Origin of the sequence: Altererythrobacter epoxidivorans, assembly GCF_001281485.1 — a bacterium.
Taxonomy (GTDB): Bacteria; Pseudomonadota; Alphaproteobacteria; order Sphingomonadales; family Sphingomonadaceae; genus Erythrobacter; species Erythrobacter epoxidivorans.
In genome coordinates, this window is sequence record NZ_CP012669.1 from 1,487,886 (window position 1) to 1,511,007 (window position 23,122).

The following is a 23,122-nucleotide window of genomic DNA, read 5'->3' on the forward strand; positions in this document are numbered from 1 at the left end:
CTTACTCCGCGATAGCTGCGGCGTCGGCTTCAGCCTCTGCCTCGCTGGCGCCACCACGGCCGAGAAGGTCAACAACCTTCTTGCCGCGACGCTGTGCAACCGACTTCGGCGAAGTCTGGTCCTGCAGCGCGTCGAAAGTGGCGCGGATCATGTTGTAGGGGTTCGACGTGCCGACCGACTTGGTCACGACGTCTGCAACGCCCAGGCTCTCGAATACTGCGCGCATCGGACCACCGGCGATGATGCCAGTACCCGGAGGCGCCGTACGGACGGTCACCTTGCCGGCACCGAAACGGCCATTGCCGTCGTGGTGCAGCGTGCGACCTTCCTTGAGCGGAACGCGGATCATCTTCTTGCGAGCCGAAGCGGTAGCCTTGGTGATGGCTTCCGGCACTTCGCGTGCCTTGCCATGACCGAAGCCGACGCGGCCCGAACCGTCGCCCACGACGACCAGTGCAGCAAACCCGAAGCGCTTACCGCCCTTAACGGTCTTCGAAACGCGGTTGATGTGAACCAGCTTTTCGATGATGCCGTCGTCTTCTTCCTCGCGGCGGTTGCCACGACGATCGTCGCGACCACGGCCACGACCGCGACCACCGTCACGACCGCCATCACGGCCACCACGACCACCACGGCCCTGGCGTTCCTGCGGCTGGCCTTCGGCGCCCTGTGCAGGCGACTGGTTGTCAGCAGCTTCCGACGGAGTGTCCGCAACTGCGGGCTCTTCGTGAGTTACGGCGTGTTCGGTTTCAGCCGTCACGACCTTCTCCTCGGTGTTTTCGGTCTTGTTCTCGTCAGCCATCATCAGAACTCCAGCCCGCCTTCGCGAGCGGCATCGGCCAGCGCCTTGACGCGGCCATGGAACAGGAACCCGCCGCGATCGAACACGACAGTGGTCACGCCAGCCTTCTTGGCGGCAGCGGCGATGTCCTTGCCGACCTGCTTGGCAGCATCGACATTGGCACCCGAGCTCTTGCCACCGAGCGTCGAGGCAGCGGCCACGGTGCGGCCATCCTTGTCGTCGATGATCTGGGCATAGATGTGCTTGCCGGTGCGGTGCACCGACAGGCGAGGACGGTCGCCGGCACGGCTGCGGAGAGCGGTGCGTACGCGGCGACGGCGGCGTTCAAAGAGAGAAAGCTTAGCCATCTTACTTCTTCTTCCCTTCCTTGCGGAAGATATATTCGCCGCGGTACTTGATGCCCTTGCCCTTGTAAGGCTCGGGCTTGCGCCAGCGGCGGACTTCGGCAGCAAACTGGCCGACGGCCTGCTTGTCGATGCCCGAAATTTCCACGGTGGTCTGGTCGGGGGTCTTCACTTCGAGACCTTCCGGCACAGCGAGATCGACGTCATGGCTGTAGCCGAGCTGCAGCTTCAGGGTCTTGCCCTGCGACGAGGCGCGGTAACCGACGCCGGTAATCTCGAGAACCTTGGTGAAACCTTCGGTCACGCCTTCGACGAGGTTCGACACGAGCGTGCGCTGCATGCCCCAGTAGGCGCGAGCCTGCTTGGTGTCGTTGGCCGGCTTGACCTGGATTTCCTCGCCTTCGACCTTGTAGTCGATCAGGTCGGAAAGGCCCATCGAAAGGGTGCCCTTGGGCCCCTTAACGGTCAGCTTGCCTTCTTCGATATTGGCGGTGACCCCGCTGGGGATCGCCACCGGCTTCTTGCCAATGCGGCTCATCAGAACACCTCCGCCAGCACTTCGCCGCCGACGTTTTGCGAACGGGCTTCCGCATCGGAAAGCACGCCGCGCGGCGTCGAGACGATGGTGATGCCGAGGCCGTTGCGGACGGTCGGAAGTTCTTTCGAACCCGAATAGATCCGGCGGCCGGGCTTGGAGACGCGAGCGACGTGCTTGATTGCAGGTTCGCCCTCGAAATACTTCAGTTCGATCCGCAGCGCCGGGTGCTTGCCCGAAGCGTCTTCGCTGTAGCCACGGATATAGCCTTCGCGCGTCAGCACTTCGAGAACGTTGGCACGCAGCTTGGATGCGGGCGAAAGGACGGAGTCCTTCTTCGCCTGCTGGCCGTTGCGGATGCGGGTGAGCATATCACCCAGGGGATCGGTCATTGCCATTGTCTAGATCCTCACCAGCTCGACTTGGTCAGGCCCGGAATCAGGCCCTTGTTGCCGAGGTCGCGCAGCTCGATACGGTTGATGCCGAACTTGCGGTAATAGCCGCGCGGGCGGCCGGTGGTGGCGCAGCGGTTGCGAACCCGGGTCGGGTTAGCATTGCGCGGGATTTCCGCCATCTTCAGGCGCGCGATGAGACGTTCGCTCTCGTCGAGCGATTCATCGTCCGCAATCGCCTTCAGCTTGGCGTACTTGTTTGCGTACTTCTGAACGAGCTTCTTGCGACGCTCGTTTTTGTTAATGGAACTCAGTTTCGCCATGGACTTAAGCTCTCCTGGTCAGCGGCTCACGCCGCCTCCTTTTCAGCGGCTTCTGCAGCCGGGAACGGGAAGCCGAACAGCTTGAGCAGTTCGCGTGCTTCGTCGTCGGTTTTAGCGGTGGTGGTGACGATGATATCCATGCCACGCACCTTCTCGATCTGATCGTAGCTGATCTCGGGGAACACGATCTGTTCCTTGAGACCCATCGCATAGTTGCCACGGCCGTCGAACGACTTTGCGTTCAGACCACGGAAGTCGCGGATACGCGGCATTGCGACGGTTACGAGACGATCGAGGAATTCGAACATGCGGTCACGGCGCAGGGTAACCTTGCAACCGATCGGCATACCTTCGCGCAGCTTGAACTGTGCGATGGATTTCTTGGCCTTGGTGATGACCGGCTTCTGGCCGGCGATCAGTGCCATTTCCTCAGCAGCCGTCTGGACCTTCTTCTTGTCCTGGCTGGCTTCGCCCACACCCATGTTGAGCGTGATCTTTTCGAGCTTCGGAACTTCGAGGCGATTCTTGTAACCGAACTTCTCGGTCATCGCCTTGACGATCTCGTCCTCGTACTTCTTCTTCAGGCGGGGGGTATAATCAGCCATCGATGGTCTCCCCGGACTTTACGGCCACGCGCACCTTCTTGCCGTCCTTCTCTTCGAAACGGACGCGGGTGGGCTTGCCGGTTTTGGGATCGGCCACGGCAACCTTGCCGAGCGGCATGGGCGCTGCGAAGCGCTCGATACCACCCTGCGGGTTCACCTGGCTCGGCTTGCGGTGACGGGTCGCGACGTTGACGCCTTCGACGATGACCTTGCCTTCTTTCGGCATGACCTTCGTGACGGTGCCGGTCTGGCCCTTGTCCTTGCCGGACAGAACGACGACATTGTCACCCTTCTTGATCTTAGCGGATGCCATTTTAGAGCACCTCCGGAGCGAGCGAGATGATCTTCATGAAGCCGCGGCCGCGAAGTTCGCGAACCACCGGGCCGAAGATACGGGTGCCGATCGGTTCTTCGTTCTTGTTGACGAGAACTGCGGCATTGCTGTCGAAGCGGATCACGCTGCCATCGGGACGACGGACGTCCTTCTTGGTGCGCACGATTACCGCACGGTGCACGTCACCCTTTTTAACGCGGGCACGCGGCTGGGCTTCCTTGACGGAAACCACGATCACGTCGCCGACGGACGCGGTACGACGCTTCGAGCCGCCCAGTACCTTGATGCACTGGACGCGCTTGGCGCCGCTGTTGTCCGCGACGTCGAGATTGGATTGCATCTGGATCATCGATCCGGTTCCTTCTCACTGGCTTGCCGGAACACGTCCGGCAGTTCCTAACGTCTAAATCAGTTACCTGCGGCTTCGACTTCGAGGTCGGCTTCCACCGCCTGCGTGCCGCCTGCCGTGACCCGGTCCTTCACGGCCCAGGTCTTGGTCTTCGAAATCGGCTTGGTCTCTTCGATACGGACCACGTCGCCGATTGCGTATTCGTTGTTCTCGTCGTGAGCGTGATACTTCTTCGAACGACGGATGATCTTCCCGTAGAGCGGGTGCTTCACCTTGCGTTCGACCTTCACGGTCACGGTCTTGTCGGTCTTGTCGGAGGTGACAGTCCCAACGAGGATGCGCTTAGGCATTGTCTAGCTCCTCAAGCCTTGGCAGCGGCAGATGCCGCGCGTTCGTTCTGCAGCGTCTTGATCTTGGCGATGGTGCGGCGGACTTCACGAACCCGGGCCGGAGCCTCGAGCTGGTTGGTCGCGGCCTGGAAGCGCAGGTTGAACTGTTCACGCTTCAGTTCGACGAGATCAGCTGCGAGCTGGTCGTCGCTCTTGGCGCGCATGTCTTCAATGACGGTCTTGTCGGCCATTATTCGCCTCCCAGGTGCGAGGTGTCGCCGAGACGGGCAACGACCTTGGTCTTGATCGGAAGCTTCATCGCGGCGCGGCTGAAAGCCTCTGCAGCGAGCGGACCGGCAACGCCGTCGAGTTCGAACAGGATGCGGCCCGGCTTGACGCGAGCAGCCCAGTATTCGACCGAGCCCTTACCCTTACCCTGACGGACTTCGGCAGGCTTCTTCGACACCGGAACGTCGGGGAATACGCGGATCCACAAACGTCCCTGACGCTTGATGTGACGCGTGATCGCACGACGTGCAGCTTCGATCTGGCGAGCGGTGATACGCTCGGGTTCCATCGCCTTCAGGCCGTAAGACCCGAAATTCAGCGTGGTGCCGCCCTTGGCGTTGCCATGGATCTTGCCCTTGAACGCCTTGCGGTACTTGGTTTTCTTCGGTTGCAGCATTTTCTCTACCTATCGAAGCAATCAGCGGGCCGGACGGACGCCGGAAGTCTGCGCTTCCATCATCAGGCGGTCCTGCGCGGTCGGATCGTGAGCGAGGATCTCGCCCTTGAAGATCCAGACCTTGATGCCGATGATGCCGTACGCGGTGAGCGCTTCGGCTTCGGCATAGTCGACGTTGGCGCGCAGGGTGTGCAGTGGCACACGACCTTCACGGTACCATTCGACGCGCGCGATTTCTGCGCCGCCCAGACGGCCGCCGCAAGTGATCTTGATGCCTTCCGCACCCAGACGCAGAGCCGACTGAACGGCACGCTTCATGGCACGACGGAAAGCGACGCGACGGATCAGCTGGTCGGCAACACCCTGTGCGACGAGCTTGGCATCGATTTCCGGCTTGCGGATTTCGACGATGTTCAGCTTCACTTCGCTTTCGGTCATCGCCGACAGCTTGGAGCGCAGCTTTTCGATGTCTGCACCCTTCTTGCCGATGATGACGCCCGGGCGAGCCGCGTAGATCGAGATGCGGCACAGCTTGGCCGGACGCTCGATCACAACCTTCGAGATGGCTGCCTGCGGCAGTGCCTCGATGATGTACTTGCGGATCTCGATGTCTTCCTTGAGCAGCTTGGCATAGTCACGCCCTTCGGCGTACCAGCGGCTGTCCCAGGTACGGTTGATCTGCAGGCGCAGACCGATCGGATTGCTCTTCTGACCCATCTTACGCCTCTTCCGTTTCGCGCACGACGATCCGCAGCCGGCTGAACGGCTTAAGGATCCGGGTGGACTTGCCACGGCCGCGGGTGTGGAACCGCTTCATGGTGATCGACTTGCCGACCGAAGCTTCCGCCACGACGAGCGAGTCGACGTCCAGGTTGTGGTTGTTTTCCGCATTGGCGATCGCAGAAGCGAGAACCTTGCTGGCGTCCTTGGCCATCGCCTTCTTGCTGAAAGCGAGGATGTTCATGGCCTCTTCGGCCTTCTTGCCGCGGATCAGCTCTGCAACGAGGTTCAGCTTCTGTGCGGAACCACGGATGGTGGTGCCGACAGCCAGCGCCTCGTTGTCGCCGACGCGACGGGGTGCCTTAGCCTTGCTCATTAGCGCTTACCCTTCTTGTCGGCAGCGTGACCGGGGAAGTTGCGCGTGGGCGCGAACTCGCCGAGCTTGTGGCCGACCATTTCCTCGGAAACCGAGACGGGGATGAACTTCTGCCCGTTGTAGACGTTGAACGTCAGGCCAACGAACTGCGGAAGGATAGTCGAACGGCGCGACCAGGTTTTGATCGGCTTGTTGCTGTTCGCTTCCTGTGCGTCCTCCGCCTTCTTGAGAAGGCTGAGTTCGACGAAGGGACCTTTCCAGACGGAACGTGCCATCGTGTCTTACCTCTTCTTCTTGGCGTGGCGCGAACGGATGATCATCTTGTCCGTCTGCTTGTTGTTGCGAGTGCGGGCACCCTTGGTCGGCTTGCCCCACGGGGTAACCGGATGACGGCCACCGCTGGTGCGGCCTTCACCACCACCGTGCGGGTGGTCGACCGGGTTCTTCGCGACACCGCGGGTGAGCGGCTTGACGCCCATCCAGCGCTTGCGGCCAGCCTTGGCGAAGTTCTGGTTCTGGTTGTCGGGGTTCGAAACCGCGCCAACCGTGCCCATGCAATCCGCACGAAGGTAACGCTGCTCGCCCGAGTTGAGGCGTGCGATGACCATGCCGCGGTCACGACCGACGACCTGGACATACGTACCTGCGCTGCGAGCGATCTGACCGCCCTTGCCCGGCTTCATCTCCACGTTGTGGCAGATGGTGCCGATCGGCATCTGGCCGAGCAGCATGGCGTTGCCAGGCTTGGTATCGGCCTTCTCGGACGCGACCACAGTATCGCCGACAGCGAGACGCTGCGGGCAAATGATGTAGGCCAGTTCGCCGTCCTCGTACTTGAGCAGGGCGATGAACGCAGTGCGGTTCGGATCGTATTCGATACGCTCGACGGTCGCGGGGACATCCCACTTGCGACGCTTGAAGTCGATGTAACGATACTTCTGCTTGTGACCGCCAGCCATGCCGCGCGAGGTGACATGACCCTTGTTGTTACGACCACCGGTCTTGCGCTTGCCTTCCGTGAGCGACTTGACCGGCTTGCCCTTCCAGAGGCTGGTCTTGTCGACAAGGATGAGTCCGCGGCGCGCCGGGCTCGTCGGTTTGTAGTTCTTGAGTGCCATTTCTCTCTAGCCCCTCAGATACCGCTCGTGATGTCGATCATTTCGCCCTCGGCGAGGGTGACGATCGCTTTCTTCACGTCGGTGCGCTTGTAGGGCTTGCCCTTCCAGCGCTTGGTCTTGCCTTTGACGACGATCGTATTCACGCCCACGACTTTCTTGTCGTAGATCGCTTCGACCGCTTCCTTGATCTGCGGCTTCGTCGCATCGCCTGCCACCTTGAACACAACTGCGTTGTGCTCCGAAGCCATGGTCGACTTCTCGGTGATGTGCGGAGCGAGAATTACGTCATAGTGACGCGCATCGATTTCCTGCTTCTTAGCCATTGAAGCGCGCCTCCAGCTTTTCGACAGCGTCCTTGGTCAGGACGAGCGTGTCGTGGTTGAGGATGTCGTAGACGTTGGCACCCATCGCCGGGAGCACGTTCACGCCCTTGAGGTTGCCGGCAGCCTTCTTGAAGCCGTCGTTCACGCTCTCGCCGTCGATGACCAGGACCTTGCCGCTCCAACCGTTCTTACCGAAGGTTGCAGCCAGCGCCTTGGTCTTGGCATCCTTGAGCTCGAGGCTGTCGACGACGACGAGACCGTCCTTCGCCTTGCTCGAGAGAGCCATCTTGAGGCCGAGTGCACGGATCTTCTTGTTCAGCGACTGCTCGAAGTCACGCTTGCGCGCACCGTGAGCCTTACCGCCGCCGATGAAGATCGGAGCGCCGCGATCGCCGTGACGAGCGCCGCCCGAACCCTTCTGGGCGCCGAACTTCTTGCCGGTGCGGGCAACATCCGAACGCTCGCGCGTGGGACGTGCGGTGCCGCGGCGGTTTTCGAGCTGCCACGTAACGACGCGGTGCAGGATGTCGGCACGAGGCTCGACACCGAACACGGCATCGTTGAGCTCGATATCGCCCGACGCCTTGCCGTCGATTTTCTGGACCTTGACCTTCACGATCAGGACTCCTTGTTTTCATCAGCCGCCGGAGCGTTAGCTTCCGGGGTGTTTTCGGTACCAGCACCGGCTTCCTGTTCGGCAGCCAACTTAGCCTGCTGCTCGGCCGAAACTTCGGTGTTCACTTCGTGCTCGGCTGCGCTCTCGACGAGGCCGGGTGCGGCATCTTCCGAAGCGGTTTCAGCGGCGTTGCGACGAAGCGCGCCGGGGAACGGAGCTTCTTCGGGAAGCGGGAGCTTCACAGCGTCGCGAACCAGCAGCCAACCGTTCTTCGAGCCAGGGACAGAGCCCTTCACGAAGATCAGGCCGCGGTCTGCGTCGGTGCGAACCACTTCGAGGTTCTGCTGCGTGCGCTGACGGTCGCCCATGTGACCAGCCATCTTCTTGTTCTTGAAGACGCGGCCCGGATCCTGGCGGTTACCCGTCGAACCGTGAGCACGGTGGCTGATCGAAACACCGTGGGTGGCGCGCATACCGCCGAAGCCCCAACGCTTCATGGCGCCGGCAAAGCCCTTACCCTGCGTGTGACCGGTGATGTCGACCTTCTGGCCGGCGATGAAGTGATCGGCAGTGATCGTCGCGCCGACGGGAAGGAGACCCCCTTCGTCGTTCACGCGGAATTCCGCGACCTTCATCTTGAGACCAACTTCAGCCTTGGCGAACTGTTCGCGCTGCGGCTTGTTGACATTCTTCTGCTTGGCTTCGCCAGCGCCGAGCTGGACGGCGAAATAGCCGTCACGGTCAGCCGTGCGCTGCGAAACGACCTGGCAGTTTTCCAGCGAAAGAACGGTCACGGGAACGTGACGTCCATCCTCCTGGAACAGGCGGGTCATCCCGACTTTCTTTGCGATAACGCCAGTGCGCATCGTCATTACTCCTAAACAGAGGCACACGAGGCCCATCCCCGCGTGCTTGCCAGCCCGAATTTTCGATACGTCGCCCCGTCCGGGCTGAGCGCTTTCCCAACCTGAGGCCGGGGAAGCTAGACGGGGGACGCAGACCCGGATCAGATCCGGCGGTATCCCAATGTCTTGCCGATCCTGCTGGATCAGCGGGGGCACTGGAGCCCCGAAACTCTCGATCCGTTTACAGTCCGGACCGAAGGACCTGGCCGAAATTAAGCGAGCTTGATTTCGACGTTCACGCCAGCAGCAAGGTCGAGCTTCATCAGAGCGTCGACGGTCTGGGCGTTCGGCTGCACGATGTCGAGCAGACGCTTGTAGGTGCGCACCTCGAACTGCTCACGCGACTTCTTGTCGATGTGCGGACCGCGGTTCACGGTGAACTTCTCGATGCGCGTCGGCATGGGAATGGGGCCACGAATAAGTGCACCCGTGCGGCGGGCGGTTTCTGCGATTTCACCAGTTGCCTGGTCGAGAACGCGGTGATCGAACGCCTTGAGGCGAATGCGGATATTCTGAGCTTCCATAACCTTACCGATGCGAAAGAGCCACGCGAGCCGTTATCGTTTCCGTTTCCGACCCGCAAAAAAGAAAGGCCCGCCCTAAAGCGCCCGGTTTCCCGGAACGGGCGACCTTCCAAAAAATTCCTTGTGGAGGGGACGAATCCCTTCCTGTGGGCGCGCATATACGGGCGACACCCGTATCTGGCAACCCCCGAAATCCGCCAAATACCACTCTGGCGGAATGGGCTGCGACAAACCGTGCAAAAGCGCGGTTGCGCATCCCGGGAAAGCAAGGGCCCGCCCCTCTCTCGAGAGGCAGGCCCGAACTTTCAAACGCTAGTCGCGAAGATTACTTGGTGATCTTCGAAACAACGCCCGAGCCGACGGTACGGCCGCCTTCGCGGATAGCGAAGCGGAGACCTTCGTCCATGGCGATCGGTGCGATCAGCTTGACCGAGATGGTCACGTTGTCGCCCGGCATGACCATTTCCGTGCCTTCGGGAAGAATGACTTCACCGGTGACGTCGGTCGTGCGGAAGTAGAACTGCGGACGGTAGTTGGCGAAGAACGGCGTGTGACGGCCACCTTCGTCCTTCGACAGAACGTAGACTTCGGCGCTGAATTCGGTGTGCGGCGTAACCGAACCCGGCTTCGCGAGAACCTGGCCACGCTCGACTTCTTCACGGCCAACGCCGCGGATCAGGGCACCGATGTTGTCGCCGGCTTCACCGCGGTCAAGCAGCTTGCGGAACATTTCAACGCCGGTAACGGTCGTCTTGGTGGTGTCCTTGATGCCGACGATTTCGACTTCGTCGCCAACGTTCACAACGCCGGTTTCAACGCGGCCGGTAACAACCGTACCACGACCCGAGATCGAGAACACGTCTTCGATCGGCATCAGGAAGTCCTTGTCGACCGGACGTTCCGGCTGCGGGATGTGCTCGTCGACAGCCTTCATCAGTTCGATGATCGAGTTCTTGCCGATTTCGTCGTCACGACCTTCGAGGGCGGCGAGAGCCGAACCCTTGACGATGGCGATGTTGTCGCCGTCGAAGTCGTAGCTCGAAAGCAGTTCGCGAACTTCGAGTTCAACCAGTTCGAGGATTTCTTCGTCGTCGACCTGGTCAACCTTGTTCATGTAAACGACCAGAGCCGGAACGCCGACCTGACGTGCAAGCAGGATGTGCTCGCGGGTCTGCGGCATCGGGCCGTCAGCTGCGTTCACGACCAGGATAGCGCCGTCCATCTGGGCAGCACCGGTGATCATGTTCTTCACGTAGTCGGCGTGACCCGGGCAGTCGACGTGTGCGTAGTGACGAGCTTCGGTTTCGTACTCGACGTGTGCGGTCGAGATGGTGATGCCGCGCTCGCGCTCTTCGGGAGCCTTGTCGATGTTTGCGAAGTCGACAGCAGAACCACCGTAAGTTTCAGCCATCACCTTGGTGATTGCAGCAGTCAGCGTGGTCTTGCCGTGGTCGACGTGACCGATGGTGCCGATGTTGCAGTGCGGCTTGTTCCGCTCAAATTTTTCCTTAGCCATTTCTCAAATAACCTCTGAGTTGAAATTGAATCGTTGCGGGAAAGACGGCACCCGCTGAATCAGGCGCCGCCCCTAAACCCTGTCGCCTGCTTACGCAAGCTTCTCCTTGACTTCCTGCGCGACATTCGCCGGCACTTCGTCGTAGTGGCTGAATTGCATCGAGTACTGGGCGCGGCCCTGGGTAAACGAACGCAGCTCATTGACGTAGCCGAACATGTTCGCGAGCGGCACGTTGGCTTCAACAGCCTGTGCGTTACCGCGACTGTCGGTACCCTGGATCTGACCACGACGGCTGTTAAGATCGCCGATGACGTCGCCGAGGTAATCTTCGGGAGTCACGACTTCAACCTTCATGATCGGCTCGAGGAGCTTGATACCGGCACGTTCCGCCACTTCGCGCATGGCGCCGCGGCCGGCGATTTCGAACGCGATCGCGCTCGAGTCGACGTCGTGGTAGGCACCGTCGTACAGGTTCACCGTGAAGTCGATGATCGGGAAGCCCACGAGATGGCCGCTTTCGGCCTGTTCGCGGAAACCCTTTTCAATCGCGGGGATGTATTCCTTCGGAATGTTACCGCCCTTGATCTCGTCTTCGAACACGAAGCCCTGACCACGTTCACCCGGGGTAACCCGGACCTTGACGCGACCGAACTGGCCCGAACCGCCCGACTGCTTCTTGTGGGTGTAGTCGACGTCGACCGGCTTGCCGAGGTATTCACGGTAAGCAACCTGCGGCGCGCCCACGTTGGCTTCGACCTTGAATTCGCGCTTCATGCGATCGACCAGGATGTCGAGGTGAAGCTCGCCCATGCCCTTGATGATCGTCTGACCGCTTTCGTGGTCGGTGGTGACACGGAAGCTCGGATCTTCGGCTGCCAGGCGGTTGAGCGCGACGCCCATCTTTTCCTGGTCGGCCTTGGTCTTGGGTTCCACCGAAAGCTCGATCACCGGCTCGGGGAATTCCATCCGCTCGAGAATGATCGGCTTGGCCGGATCGCACAGCGTGTCACCGGTCGTGGTTTCCTTCATGCCGGCCAGTGCGACGATGTCGCCAGCGAATGCTTCTTCGATGTCCTCGCGGTTGTTCGAGTGCATCAGCAGCATGCGGCCGATCTTTTCCTTCTTGTCCTTCACCGAGTTCAGGACCGAGCCCTTGGAGAGCTTGCCCGAATAGATGCGGGTGAAGGTGAGCGAGCCGACGAACGGGTCGTTCATGATCTTGAAGGCCAGCGCAGCGAAGGGCTCGTCGTCGGAAGACGGACGGGTTTCTTCGACTTCGCTGTCGGGCAGGACGCCCTTGATGGCCGGAACGTCGAGCGGCGACGGCATGTAGTCGACGACTGCGTCGAGCAGGGGCTGGACGCCCTTGTTCTTGAATGCCGAACCACAGGTAACCGGAACGAAGTCACGCGCCATGGTGCCCTTGCGGATCAGGCGCTTCAGGGTTGCGACGTCGGGTTCGTTACCTTCGAGGTAAGCTTCCATGACATCGTCGTCCTGTTCGACGGCGGTCTCGATCAGCTTTTCGCGATATTCGGCAGCCTTGTCGGCAAGGTCGGCCGGGATGTCGACGAATTCGTACTTAGCGCCGAGGTCTTCGGCCTGCCATACGATGCCGCGGTTGTTGACGAGGTCGACAACGCCCTGGAGGTCGCTTTCCGCGCCGATCGGCAGGTAAAGCACCAGCGGGGTCGCGCCGAGACGGTCGATGATCGACTGGACGCAGTAGTAGAAGTCCGCACCGGTACGGTCGAGCTTGTTGATGAAGCACATGCGCGGAACGCCGTACTTGTCAGCCTGGCGCCACACGGTTTCGGACTGCGGTTCAACGCCGGCAACGCCGTCGAACACGGCAACCGCACCGTCGAGCACGCGCAGCGAACGTTCGACTTCGATGGTGAAGTCGACGTGGCCGGGGGTGTCGATGATGTTGATGCGGTACTTCGGCATGTCTGCACGCAGGTCTTCGGGAGCCGAACGCGGATCCATGGTCGGATCTTCGGGGGTCCAGAAGGTGGTCGTTGCAGCCGAGGTAATGGTGATACCGCGTTCCTGCTCCTGCTCCATCCAGTCCATGGTAGCGGCGCCGTCGTGGACTTCGCCGATCTTGTAGGACTTGCCGGTGTAGTAGAGGATACGCTCGGTCGTGGTGGTCTTGCCGGCATCGATGTGGGCCATGATGCCGATGTTGCGGTACCGCTCAAGCGGATATTCGCGTGCCATGTTAAGTCTCCATGAGGGGCAGCCCCCTCGATAAGTTTACCAGCGGTAGTGCGAGAAGGCGCGGTTGGCGTCCGCCATGCGGTGCGTGTCTTCGCGCTTCTTGACGGCATTGCCGCGGTTGTTCGCCGCATCCAGCAGCTCGCCCGAGAGACGGGCAGCCATGGTGGTTTCCGGACGACCGCGAGCGGCACTGATCAGCCAGCGGATGGCCAGCGCCTGGGCACGCTCGGGGCGAACCTCGACCGGCACCTGGTAGGTCGCACCACCGACGCGGCGGCTGCGGACTTCGACCTGCGGCTTCACGTTGTTCAGGGCATCGTGGAACAGCTGGACCGGATCGGCCTTCGCCTTGGTTTCGACGGTGTCGAGCGCGCCATAGACGATGCGCTCTGCAGTGGATTTCTTGCCGTCGAGCATGAGGTTGTTCATGAACTTCGACAGGACCTGATCACCAAACTTGGGATCGGGCAGGATGACCCGCTTTTCGGGACGACGACGACGTGACATTTCGTTTAACTCCTTCGGAGTGCGGCACCACCTCCGTGATGCCTTGCGGCTCCAGCCCGCTCCGCGTTCTCGACCTTTTGGCCGACCACCCAGAAGCCACCTGGTTCGGTGGCTGGGTGATGCGAATGAGCCTTCCCGCGCCTAAATTACTTCGGACGCTTCGCGCCGTACTTCGAACGGGACTGCTTGCGGTCCTTGACGCCCTGGGTGTCGAGTACGCCGCGCAGGACGTGGTAACGAACGCCCGGAAGGTCGCGCACACGGCCGCCGCGGATGAGCACAACGCTGTGCTCCTGCAGGTTGTGGCCTTCGCCCGGGATGTAGGAGATGACTTCGCGCTGGTTCGTCAGGCGCACCTTGGCGACCTTGCGAAGTGCGGAGTTCGGCTTCTTGGGCGTCGTGGTATAGACGCGGGTGCAAACGCCACGCTTCTGCGGGTTCTGCTCCATCGCAGGGACCTTGGACTTGGTCTTCTGCGGAGTGCGGCCCTTGCGGACCAGCTGGTTGATAGTCGGCATAAGTACTCTTCACCGTTTGATCTGGTGGAACGATGCTGGTGCCGGGTGGAATGTGCGGGATCGCGCCAGCGCCAAGCGATGCCGTGGCACCGGAAGGGGCATTTTCGCGCGAGCCTGAAACGCTCCACCCATCGGCCAGCACGGCCACCGGGTTACTTTGACGGCTGCCCCGAAAGCGTTCCTCGTTTTCAGAGGATCGCCCCAATAGAAAAGAGCCATGCCGCAACAGCGACTGGCCCCCGGGACATGACCGGCAATGTTCAGCTCTATTGAACACAAGGCGAGTCGAAACCCGCTTCGGTTGGCGCGCACTTAGTGCTGTTGGGGGGATTGGTCAAGGGAGGCCAAGGCGATCCCTAGCGAAACTCGGCTAGTATCTGGACAACTCGGCCATCAACTTCAACCGTCCGCACGCTAACCGAAACGTTGTTCATCTGATCCGAATGGCGGAGTTCGAGGCTCTCGGGGTCTGTTGGCGACCAACCAACTCGCGTCCCCGAGAGCACTCGAACCTGAGATTGAACATAAGCGGTCGCTGTCCGCTTCTGCTCATCTCTCTCTTTCGCTGTCGCATTTTGTGGAAGGGACCACATCACAAGCGAAAGAAGCACAAGGTACCACTTTCTGACCATGCGCCGATTGTCGCGGTAACTAACCCGAGGAGGCAGTATCAAACCGTCAATGTAACGTTACACGGGTGACACCTGCAGGAAACCTTAAGTTTCAATGCGTAAGTCACCCCCCTACCGTCGCGCAAAGTTAATCAACCGTAGTGAACCTTAACGGCGCGATAAGGAAAAATGGCAGGGGACCAGGGGCCAAACTTTCGGTTTGAGCACCAACTTCGCATCGAAGTTGGGCGCATTCTTGCCGATCCGACATTCAGGCGGGCACCTGCTCAATGCCAGTTGCTCCGCTTCTTGCTGGCACGGACCGTCAACGGCGGCCGGCCCCCAACACAATACGAAATCGCAGTCGATGGATTGTCGCGGCCAAGTGATTTCGACGCCGCCAGCGATAGCTATCCACGTGTCCAGATTTCTCGCCTTCGCAAAAACCTCGAAGCCTATTACTCCCGAAACAGATCGAAGTTCGGGATGATCGTCGGCCTTGAAGATAACGCCTATCTGCTGACGTTGAAACGGCGCGACAGCGATCAGGAAAGCAAGAGATCAAATCCAGATGGCTTCATCCGTTATCCGGAGGACGAAGAGGACGACCGAGGAGCAAAATTGTTCATCCTCACGGTCGGGACATTTCTCGCTGTTGTTTTCTATCTCGGTTACAAGGCGCTTGACGATATGGGAGCAACCGCGCCTGCATCGTTGGAGCCGCCACGGATCGAACTAGCAGTCAACGACGATCAAGGCAGCGGCGCCGACACCGATCATTTCGTCGAAATTTCGAAGAGATTATCCGATCGACTGCTTGCCAGTTCGATGGTTTCACGACCCTATACCGAGCAAATCGTTGGCAAAGATGCTGACTACCTTCTGTCAATCACCTTCGACACAGACGGCGACGGGGTTAGCAAGGCCTATCTCGCGCTTGAAGATAGCGAGAACGACGTTCTCTATAACGGGACGATCAACGTTGATCCTCAAAATGAATCCCAGTTTCGGAACGACTTGCAAGCAGCCTTGGTTTACCTGACTGCTCCGAACGGCATCATTGCCAATGAAGAGCGCAAGACGATCATCGGACAACCAAAGTCTGGGTATCAATGCTTTTTGGCGATTGAGGGTAGGCGAACGCAGGGAAGTGATGCGTCGACCATTGTGGATCGCTGCCTCGCAGATTTCCCGGATAGCGATTATCGGTCTTTCTGGTTGGCGAGACGGGCTTTCAACGGGTTCCAGCAGTTGGCCGATCAAGGCAAGCCTGTCAGCAAGTCGGCTGCTCCATGGCGATCATTGAAGCTGGCACTCGATGCAGATCCCCGAAATCCATATGCGAACTTCGTCGCTGCAAAAGTTGAATTGGCGGAAGGCAATTGCGACGAAGCCAAACTCTTCATCGAGCGTGCCGAGGAAAAGGGTATTTCTTACCCGACGCTAATCGCAGCAATGGAGGCAGATGCGTCAGCTTGTCCTAATATCGTCACCTCTTCGAATGCGCGACAGCTTGTGACCTCGATGATCGAGCAGAACCCGTCGCCGGATCCCCTGTTGCAACTCTATCTCGTCGTTTCTGCGCTCGCAGCAGAGGACATCGAAGCAGCGCGCATGATCGAGAAGCGTAGAAACAAAGATCTGCCGGAAGGTCGCATCGCAAGCACTGGTGATCTGCTTGGAAAGGCAATTCGCGATCCTGCGTTCGCGGAAAACAATGAAGACACCCTCGCCAAAAGCCTGAGCGTCTTCGTCTGGGACAAGCGGGCCGTCCGCAAGATGATCGAGACTGCAAAAAATCAGACCTGAAGCTGCCCCTCCATGGGCCATCTTCATTTTCCTACTTCGGTCGATTTTGCGATGTGAACGGGCATGTCCTGCCCGCTTCGCCTCTCCTGCAGCGCACCCTCGAAAACGGCTGAAGCCTGCGCTTTTTTCGCTTCATGGACTGTGTTCCATGTGTTCCATCCAGTAGGATTTCCGCCCTCAAGCAGCGAAGCGATAGGGCGGACAAAAATGCCCTCATGTATCGAAGCGTCAGGGCAGCAGGACACCCTCTCCCAACCCCCTCCATTCCCCGCGCGGCAAAGCGCCGCTATAGTCCCCCCGCACGTCGGGTCGCGACCGGCAGGGGCGAGGATGAGCAGCAAGTCGATCCACACAACGCTCGAAAACGGCACGCCCGTCTGCATCCGCACGATTACGGAGGACGATGGCGAGCTGATGCGCGCCGGGATCGCGCGCATGTCGCAGCGTTCGCGCTATCTCCGCTTCTTCTCCGGCGCGGCGGCCCCGCCCGACTGGGTGATAGAGCGGCTGGTCCATGCCGACAGCCACACGCACCTTGCCTGGGGTGCGATCGACATGTCTCTGCCCGACCGCCCCGCCATCGGCGCGGTCCACGCCTTTCGCCACGAAGAGGACGAGGATTGTGCGGAGTTCTCCGTCGCCATCGTCGACGACTATCACGGACTCGGTCTCGGCAAGCTGCTGACCGCCACCATCCTGCTCGATGCGCGGGACGAGGGGATTGCGGGCTTTGCCGTCAGCATCCTCGCCGACAATCCGAGCGCGCTCGAGTTCACCCGCTCGCTGGGCGGGCGGCACGTGGGGCACGATGCGGGCGTGTTCGAGCTGAGCCTCGACGTGGAAGAGGCGATCGCGCGGCTGCGGGCTAAATGCGATCCGCCGGGAATTGCGGAGGTCTTTGCCGCAATGGAGTGATGCGAATCGGGCCTTGGGGGCGCACAGGCGGTGCCTCCCTGCCCTTCTCGCTGGCAAGGAATTTAAGCATGCTTGCGGCTCTTGCGCGGAGATGCGGCAAGACCGCGTTAACCCTCGCATCGCCTGCTGGCAGGGGTCGCGCGGCGCACGGCAGGCAGGATTGGAGGGGCCCGCGTCAACCTCCCTTAGGGCGCTGGTAACCCTTCCTTCGAACCCGAACTTAGTCCCTCCCCGCGCAAACGGGGGGCATGTTCAAGAAGCCTCTCATCCGTGCTGCGACCGCGCTTGGCCTTTGCGCCATGCCTGCCGTGGCAGAGGCCGCCCCGCTGGTGGTGACCGTGCCGAGCGCAATGCCGCTCGCCGCGATCGGCGCTTCGCAGGTGAACTGTCCGGCGCGTCCGGCGATCCGTTCGCCCTTCGTCGCGCCGGTGCAGATCGCTTCGGGCATGAGCAAGAGCGCAGCGATCCTGGGCGGGCAGCCCAGCGCGCTCGAACGGATGCGGATGCAACAGAATGCGGGCGGCACTCCCGCTGTGCCCGCAGGGGCCGCATCGCTCGCGCCTGCCCTTCCCGCAGCGAGCGGTGCGGTCCCCCTAGCCGCCATGGGATTCTCCTGCATTTCGCGGGAAGATCGTGCGGCGACGGGCTCCGTTCCCGGCATCGCCATCCCGCGCCGCGAGACCGTGGCTCAGCCTTCGGGCGGCCGTTTCCTCGGTACGGAGCGGGTGAAGATCGGTCGCACGCGTTTCGACGCAGAGTGGAAGCGGGTGTCCTCGCGCACCCTTTCCCAACGAGATCTTACGTCCGCCATCGGCGCGATCCCGGCCGACCGCGACGAGTTGCTCGGCGAGGTGAACGCCTGGGTAAACCGTTCGATCAGGTACAAGAGCGATCGCCGCGACAGCTGGGCCGATGCCGCGAGCACGCTGGCCAGCCGGGCGGGCGATTGCGAGGACTATGCCATCCTCAAGATGCAGCTGCTCGGTGCCGCAGGCGTCTCTCCGGATGACATGATGCTGACACTGGCACGCGACACCATGCGCCGGCTCGACCACGCCGTGCTGCTCGTGCGTAACGGCGGTGAATGGGTCATGCTCGACATGCAGAGCGACCGCATTGCGCCCGCCTCGATGGACTATGGCTATCGTCCGGTGATGAGCTTCGCCGGTGGGGAAAGCTTCCTCCATGGCCGGAAATATGTCGCGCCAGAGGCCGCGCAGCCGCGCCGTCTCGCCCTCGCCAACTGAGGCAATTCAGGCAGTTCTAGCGTTCGGTCAGCGCCTGGTTCAGGCCGCGAGTGATCGGCTTCATCAGGTAGCTCAGGATCGTCTTTGATCCGGTGATGATTTCGACATCGCAAATCATGCCTGGGACGATCGGCAGCCTGCGCCCGCCCTTCGTCAGATACGAACGATCGGTTTCGACCAGCACGGTATAATAGGTTTCGCGTTCGACCTCGTCATAGATGCTGTCGGCGCTCACCTGCTGGACCTTGCCTGACAGTCCGCCATATGTGGCGAAGTCATAGGCGGTAACCTTGACGTTGGCCTTGTCGCCCACCTTGATGAAGGCGATGTCGCGCGGCGATACGCGCGCTTCGACCAGCAATTTGTCGCCCACCGGCACGACCTGCATGATCTTCTCGCCTGCGTTCACGAAACCGCCAATGGTGGTGATCTGCACGTCGTTGACGATGCCATCGGCCGGTGAACGCAGTTCGTTGCGATCCTGCCGTGCCTCGGCCCCGCGAATGGTCTGTTCGTTGACCGCGATGCGCGTATTGATTTCCGAACGTTCGTTGAGCGCCTGCTGGCGGAATTCGAGCCGCGCCGCACTGAGATCGGACTGGGCCTGCGAAATCCCGGCAGACGCACGAGCCGCCGCCTGGCGGGCTGCCGACAAGCGTCCCTGCGTGTCGACGAGATCGCGCTGCGCTGTGAGGAGTTCGGTCTTGGGCACGATGCCCTGTTTGGCGAGCGGTTCGAGCATGTTGACCTGGTCGCGCGCCAGCCGGACGCTGTTTTCAAGCGTGGAAACAGTCGCTTGCGCTTCGCTGAGGTCTCGGCGACGCTGCTCTACTGCGGCAGCGAGCGAGGCTTCGCGGCTGCGGGCCGCTGCCGTGCGCACCTGCTGCAAGCGGCGTTCCTCGGAGCACAATGTCCCCTCACCGCAATCGACGCTGCTGCCCGATGCTTCACCTTCCAGACGGTTAGCCCGTGCCTGCAGACGCTCGGTTTCCGTCCTGATCTGGCCGAGTTCGGATGCCGACTGCGCATCGTCGAGACGCACCAGGAGTTGTCCTTTTTTCACGCTCTGCCCGCCCCTCACCAGGATTTCCGCGACGGTCGAAGGTTCTGCAGGCTGGACGAGCTGCGCCTTGGACGAAGGGATCACCTTGCCCATGCCGCGCGTGACTTCTTCGGTCTGCGCCACGCTGGCCCATGCCAGCAGCACGAAAAGGGTCAGCGCACAGGCGGCGATAAGCTTGCGATTGGCATCCCAATCGGAAATCCGAGCCATCAGGTCCTTGATCACTTTTGCTCTCCGGCCCCCGCCGCTGTGCCAGCAGGCTGGGCAACAGCCTCACCCTGCTGTTCGAGCGCTGCCTTGTAGGACCCTTCTGCCGACACGGGATCCGGGATCGAAAGGCGCCAGGTCTTGGTGGTATCGATCCGGCCGCCGACGTCAGTTGGCGCATGGCGATCGGCGACATGGGCCGTCACCGTGGTGCCCGGCACGTATTCGGGTTCTACCGGTATATCCATGTTCGCCGCCATCATGGCGCGAAGGCGCGCCTCGCTGATGTCTGGAATGAATTCGCGGCCGCTCCAGTGCGCTGCGAACGCAGGGCTGCTGCCCGCGCGCCCCGGAAAACGGTAGAAGATATGCGCGCCGATCTTGTTGATCTTGGCCAGGGTAAATGCCCAGCGCGGAACCACGTAATCCGCATGATAGTGGGTCGCAGAGCCAACCGAAGGTTCAACCGTCCCTGCCAGTGCCGCCTTCGCGACTTCGCGGGCTTCTGCCCATTGCCGCGCCATCGGACCGCGCAAGAGCGAGCCGTCGCAGGTGAAGCTGAACTGGCACACTCGGCGGTTCACACCCTCGTACACGACGCCGCAAACCGAGTTGGGATAGGCCGGATGCTTCATCCGGTTGAGCACCACCTGCGCGACAGCGCGGCGGCCCTGGAGCGGTTCGTTGGCGGCCTCGTAATAAACCGCCTGCGTCAGGCACTTGAGCGCGGTATCGTACTGCGCGCTACCGAGTTTGATGCCGGAAAATCCGCCCATGCTGACACGGGCAAGCGACGACGTGGGGATCAACGCATTGCGTTCCTGCGCGCTTTCACCTTCGACAACGATTTCGGCACCCTCGCCCTGGTCGACCGATTGCAGGCGCGCAACCTCGCGGGCCTTCATCGTGATGCCCGTTTCGGCATAGCCCGGCTCTGGTGTTCCGAACGAGAAGGATACCGCCAGCGCAATTGCCGCTAGGAAACCGCCGCCAATCGCCATGCGGTGATGCGCGGCGCCGCTTTCTTCCATCCATGCTGGGCGTTTCGGCAGGGCGACTTCGCTCATTGCATGCCCCCTTTGGAATTGGCGCGAGCGAGGATGTCGGCTTTCGTCCCATCGGCCACCACCTTGCCCTTGTCGAGCACGATAATGCGATCAACGAGGTCGAACAGCGCGGGCCTGTGGGTCGAAACCACAAGCGTCTGGTCCTTCGACAACGAACCCTTCAGTCGCTCCACGAACAGTCTTTCCGTTTGCGAATCCATCGCGCCGGTCGGCTCGTCCAGGAACAGCAGTTCGCTGGGGCTGACGAAGGCACGGGCCAGTGCGAGAAAGCTGCGCTGGCCGCCAGAGAGGCGTCGTCCCTGTTCGCCCACGGCGCGATCGAAGCCGCTGTCATCACGGGCAAGGAACTCGTCCGCACCGCTGAGGCGCAGGGCCTCGAACAGCTGTTCTTCCGGCGTGCCGGGATGGCCGAGCGAAAGATTGTCCTTGATCGAACCTGTAAACAAAGTCGCGTCCTGACCTACGAAGCGGAAAGCACTGCGCAAATCCTGCGGTCGGAACTGGCGAGAGTCGATGCCATTAACCAGGAAAGCGCCGTCCGTAGGCTGATAAAGTCCGCAAATTAACCTCCCGAGCGTCGACTTTCCCGAAGCGACACGCCCGATGAGGGCAATCCTTTCACCCGGGTTGATCGTGAGGTTCAAACGGTCGAGCGCGACGACCGGTGCGTCGGGATAGGCGAAGGTGCAATCTTCCAGTTTAAGCGTCGCCTTGCGCACCGTGGCAGGTAGCGACGATCCACCGATTCGGCGTTCGTCGGGCACATCGAACAGCCGCTCGATCGAATCGAGAGTCTCGCGCGCCTGCCGGAATCTGGTGAGGAGGAAGGCGATCTGCCCGGCAGGAGCAAGCGATCGCGACGCCAGCATGACGATGGCGATGATCGCGCCCATTGTGATGATGCCTGCGTCGAACAGGTAATAACCGCCGATGATGAGCGAGATCGAGGATACCTGCTGGAAGCTCTGCGCAAGGCCGACGGCAACCGACTGGATCTTCTTCAAACGCCGCTGCGAATGGCTGCCGATATCGGCCAGATTGTACCAGCGGCCCATCATGGCGCGTTCGCCATTCATGGACTTGAGCGTTTCCATGCCCGCAACGGATTCGACCAGCAGCGTCTGTTGCAGGCCATGGTCGGACTGCGCATCGCGGGCAGCATCGGTGACCTGGCGCTGGAGATAGAAACCTGCCGCCGCCATCAGCACCATTGCCACAAGCGGGACCATTGCCAGCCACCCGGCGATGTAGGCGATCACGGCAACGAACAGGACAAGGAACGCGAGGTCCACGATCAGGACGATGGTCGTCGAAGCGAAGAAGTCGCGCACCACGGCATATTCGGAAACGCGGGCAGCCAGTGCGCCGGTGTTCCCCTGCCTTGCTGCGAGCGGCAGGCCGAGGACCCGGCCGAAGATTTTCTGGCTCAGCTTGATGTCGAGCCTGCGACCGATCTCGTCGATCACATTGGTACGCGCCGCCCTCAGGGCAAACTCCATTGCGAATGCCAGAAGCACGCCGATGCCCAGGACCCACAGCGTCGAAGTAGCGCGGTTGGGAATGACGCGATCGTACACGTTCATCGAGAACAACGGCAGCGAAAGCGCGAGCAAATTGATGATCAGAGAGGCGACGATGACCGAGCGGAAGGACTTTCGCTCCTTGCGTAGCTCGCTCCAGAACCAGTGGTGCCGGGCCTTCTTGTGCCACGGCGCTTCCTGTTCGCGCAGGGAGTCGGGATCGCCGAAAACGGAGATGAACCGCCCCGAATACATCGGTTGCAGGTCGTCGCGCGACATCCAGCGGCCTTCCGCCGGTGTCTCCTCAATGCTTGAGCCGCCAGGCATCCAGACGAGCAACTGCCCGTCCCGTGCCTCGTGGACGACAGCGGCGCGGCCTTCGTCGAGGCCGATCAGGGCCGGATAGTGGTCGCCGCGTGTCGGAAGTTTCGCATGGTCGCGAATATCGTAATCGAGGCCGGCATGCTCGAGTGCGGGCGCGACCTGGTGGAACGGCAGGCGCCCTTCCCCATCGCGAGCCAGCGAATCCAGCAAGGCCGGTGAAAAGGCGAGCCCGTAGCGTCTCGCCAGTTCACCGATAGCCTCGATCAGCGGGTCGTTCGCCTGCAGCTGAGCTTCAGACGTACTTTGTTGCAGCAC

Annotated in this window: 29 protein-coding genes; 3 read left to right on the forward strand and 26 right to left on the reverse strand. The window is 61.1% G+C overall.

Annotated elements, in window-relative coordinates; genetic code table 11:
* Position 1 precedes the first annotated feature (1 nt).
* From rpsE to rpsL, 23 genes are all read right to left on the reverse strand, one after another.
* On the reverse strand, positions 2-805 hold the full coding sequence (gene rpsE, locus AMC99_RS07460; protein ID WP_157058276.1) for a 30S ribosomal protein S5: 804 nt from the start codon (positions 803-805) through the stop codon (positions 2-4).
* Positions 805-1,149: a 50S ribosomal protein L18 gene (gene rplR / locus AMC99_RS07465; RefSeq protein WP_061924876.1), complete on the reverse strand. Its 345-nt coding sequence runs from the start codon at positions 1,147-1,149 to the stop codon at positions 805-807. Before rplR ends, rpsE begins: the two co-directional genes overlap by 1 nt.
* A gap of 1 nt (position 1,150) precedes the next feature.
* On the reverse strand, positions 1,151-1,684 hold the full coding sequence (gene rplF, locus AMC99_RS07470; RefSeq protein WP_061924880.1) for a 50S ribosomal protein L6: 534 nt from the start codon (positions 1,682-1,684) through the stop codon (positions 1,151-1,153).
* Entirely contained in the window at positions 1,684-2,079 is a 396-nt protein-coding gene (rpsH, locus tag AMC99_RS07475; protein WP_061924883.1) for a 30S ribosomal protein S8, read from the reverse strand. The genes rplF and rpsH overlap by 1 nt, the downstream gene beginning before the upstream one ends.
* An 11-nt stretch (positions 2,080-2,090) precedes the next feature.
* Positions 2,091-2,396: a 30S ribosomal protein S14 gene (rpsN, locus tag AMC99_RS07480; protein ID WP_061924886.1), complete on the reverse strand. Its 306-nt coding sequence runs from the start codon at positions 2,394-2,396 to the stop codon at positions 2,091-2,093.
* A 26-nt stretch (positions 2,397-2,422) separates the two neighbouring features.
* Positions 2,423-3,001, reverse strand: a complete 579-nt coding sequence (gene rplE / locus AMC99_RS07485; protein WP_061924888.1) for a 50S ribosomal protein L5 — start codon at positions 2,999-3,001, stop codon at positions 2,423-2,425.
* On the reverse strand, positions 2,994-3,314 hold the full coding sequence (rplX, locus tag AMC99_RS07490) for a 50S ribosomal protein L24 (RefSeq protein ID WP_061924891.1): 321 nt from the start codon (positions 3,312-3,314) through the stop codon (positions 2,994-2,996). Before rplX ends, rplE begins: the two co-directional genes overlap by 8 nt.
* A gap of 1 nt (position 3,315) precedes the next feature.
* Positions 3,316-3,684, reverse strand: coding sequence for a 50S ribosomal protein L14 (rplN, locus tag AMC99_RS07495; RefSeq protein ID WP_061924894.1), 369 nt, complete (start codon positions 3,682-3,684; stop codon positions 3,316-3,318).
* A 59-nt stretch (positions 3,685-3,743) separates the two neighbouring features.
* Positions 3,744-4,034, reverse strand: coding sequence for a 30S ribosomal protein S17 (gene rpsQ, locus AMC99_RS07500; protein ID WP_061924899.1), 291 nt, complete (start codon positions 4,032-4,034; stop codon positions 3,744-3,746).
* An 11-nt stretch (positions 4,035-4,045) separates the two neighbouring features.
* On the reverse strand, positions 4,046-4,264 hold the full coding sequence (gene rpmC, locus AMC99_RS07505; RefSeq protein ID WP_061924903.1) for a 50S ribosomal protein L29: 219 nt from the start codon (positions 4,262-4,264) through the stop codon (positions 4,046-4,048).
* Entirely contained in the window at positions 4,264-4,698 is a 435-nt protein-coding gene (rplP, locus tag AMC99_RS07510; protein ID WP_061924907.1) for a 50S ribosomal protein L16, read from the reverse strand. Before rplP ends, rpmC begins: the two co-directional genes overlap by 1 nt.
* Before the next feature lie 21 nt (positions 4,699-4,719).
* Positions 4,720-5,415 carry a 30S ribosomal protein S3 gene (gene rpsC, locus AMC99_RS07515; protein ID WP_061924910.1) on the reverse strand — a complete coding sequence of 232 codons (696 nt, stop codon included), beginning with the start codon at positions 5,413-5,415 and terminating at the stop codon, positions 4,720-4,722.
* Between the two features lies 1 nt (position 5,416).
* The gene (gene rplV, locus AMC99_RS07520; protein WP_061924913.1) at positions 5,417-5,794 is read right to left on the reverse strand and encodes a 50S ribosomal protein L22; all 378 of its coding nucleotides are present in this window, start codon (positions 5,792-5,794) and stop codon (positions 5,417-5,419) included.
* Positions 5,794-6,069, reverse strand: a complete 276-nt coding sequence (rpsS, locus tag AMC99_RS07525; RefSeq protein WP_061924915.1) for a 30S ribosomal protein S19 — start codon at positions 6,067-6,069, stop codon at positions 5,794-5,796. Before rpsS ends, rplV begins: the two co-directional genes overlap by 1 nt.
* 6 nt (positions 6,070-6,075) lie before the next feature.
* Positions 6,076-6,912, reverse strand: coding sequence for a 50S ribosomal protein L2 (gene rplB / locus AMC99_RS07530; RefSeq protein ID WP_061924918.1), 837 nt, complete (start codon positions 6,910-6,912; stop codon positions 6,076-6,078).
* 14 nt (positions 6,913-6,926) lie between these two features.
* Complete coding sequence (locus AMC99_RS07535; RefSeq protein WP_061924921.1) at positions 6,927-7,235, reverse strand: 50S ribosomal protein L23; 309 nt, start codon at positions 7,233-7,235, stop codon at positions 6,927-6,929.
* Positions 7,228-7,851, reverse strand: coding sequence for a 50S ribosomal protein L4 (gene rplD / locus AMC99_RS07540; RefSeq protein WP_061924924.1), 624 nt, complete (start codon positions 7,849-7,851; stop codon positions 7,228-7,230). The genes AMC99_RS07535 and rplD overlap by 8 nt, the downstream gene beginning before the upstream one ends.
* Before the next feature lie 2 nt (positions 7,852-7,853).
* Positions 7,854-8,717 carry a 50S ribosomal protein L3 gene (gene rplC / locus AMC99_RS07545; RefSeq protein WP_061927819.1) on the reverse strand — a complete coding sequence of 288 codons (864 nt, stop codon included), beginning with the start codon at positions 8,715-8,717 and terminating at the stop codon, positions 7,854-7,856.
* 251 nt (positions 8,718-8,968) lie between these two features.
* Positions 8,969-9,280 (reverse strand): 30S ribosomal protein S10, encoded by a 312-nt coding sequence (rpsJ, locus tag AMC99_RS07550; protein ID WP_061924928.1) that lies wholly within the window; start codon positions 9,278-9,280, stop codon positions 8,969-8,971.
* 325 nt (positions 9,281-9,605) lie between these two features.
* A complete protein-coding gene (tuf, locus tag AMC99_RS07555) occupies positions 9,606-10,796 on the reverse strand; it encodes an elongation factor Tu (RefSeq protein WP_061924931.1) in 1,191 nt (396 codons plus the stop codon).
* A 90-nt stretch (positions 10,797-10,886) separates the two neighbouring features.
* Positions 10,887-13,019, reverse strand: coding sequence for an elongation factor G (fusA, locus tag AMC99_RS07560; protein ID WP_061924933.1), 2,133 nt, complete (start codon positions 13,017-13,019; stop codon positions 10,887-10,889).
* A gap of 36 nt (positions 13,020-13,055) precedes the next feature.
* The gene (gene rpsG, locus AMC99_RS07565) at positions 13,056-13,526 is read right to left on the reverse strand and encodes a 30S ribosomal protein S7 (RefSeq protein WP_061924936.1); all 471 of its coding nucleotides are present in this window, start codon (positions 13,524-13,526) and stop codon (positions 13,056-13,058) included.
* Positions 13,527-13,672: 146 nt separating this feature from the next.
* The gene (rpsL, locus tag AMC99_RS07570) at positions 13,673-14,044 is read right to left on the reverse strand and encodes a 30S ribosomal protein S12 (RefSeq protein WP_010234651.1); all 372 of its coding nucleotides are present in this window, start codon (positions 14,042-14,044) and stop codon (positions 13,673-13,675) included.
* 800 nt (positions 14,045-14,844) lie between these two features.
* Between rpsL and AMC99_RS07575 the strand changes: the two genes are divergently transcribed.
* From AMC99_RS07575 to AMC99_RS07585, 3 genes are all read left to right on the forward strand, one after another.
* Complete coding sequence (locus AMC99_RS07575) at positions 14,845-16,464, forward strand: hypothetical protein (RefSeq protein ID WP_061924939.1); 1,620 nt, start codon at positions 14,845-14,847, stop codon at positions 16,462-16,464.
* A gap of 330 nt (positions 16,465-16,794) precedes the next feature.
* Positions 16,795-17,379, forward strand: a complete 585-nt coding sequence (locus AMC99_RS07580; RefSeq protein WP_061924942.1) for a GNAT family N-acetyltransferase — start codon at positions 16,795-16,797, stop codon at positions 17,377-17,379.
* Between the two features lie 248 nt (positions 17,380-17,627).
* Entirely contained in the window at positions 17,628-18,626 is a 999-nt protein-coding gene (locus tag AMC99_RS07585; RefSeq protein ID WP_061924945.1) for a transglutaminase-like cysteine peptidase, read from the forward strand.
* A gap of 16 nt (positions 18,627-18,642) precedes the next feature.
* Here the strand turns inward: AMC99_RS07585 and AMC99_RS07590 are convergent, their stop codons facing one another.
* The 3 genes from AMC99_RS07590 to AMC99_RS07600 are packed head-to-tail and all read right to left on the reverse strand — an operon-like array spanning position 18,643 to position 23,122.
* Positions 18,643-19,899: an HlyD family type I secretion periplasmic adaptor subunit gene (locus tag AMC99_RS07590; protein WP_061927824.1), complete on the reverse strand. Its 1,257-nt coding sequence runs from the start codon at positions 19,897-19,899 to the stop codon at positions 18,643-18,645.
* A gap of 11 nt (positions 19,900-19,910) precedes the next feature.
* Positions 19,911-20,963 (reverse strand): cell wall hydrolase, encoded by a 1,053-nt coding sequence (locus tag AMC99_RS07595; RefSeq protein WP_061924948.1) that lies wholly within the window; start codon positions 20,961-20,963, stop codon positions 19,911-19,913.
* Complete coding sequence (locus AMC99_RS07600; RefSeq protein WP_061924951.1) at positions 20,960-23,122, reverse strand: type I secretion system permease/ATPase; 2,163 nt, start codon at positions 23,120-23,122, stop codon at positions 20,960-20,962. The genes AMC99_RS07595 and AMC99_RS07600 overlap by 4 nt, the downstream gene beginning before the upstream one ends.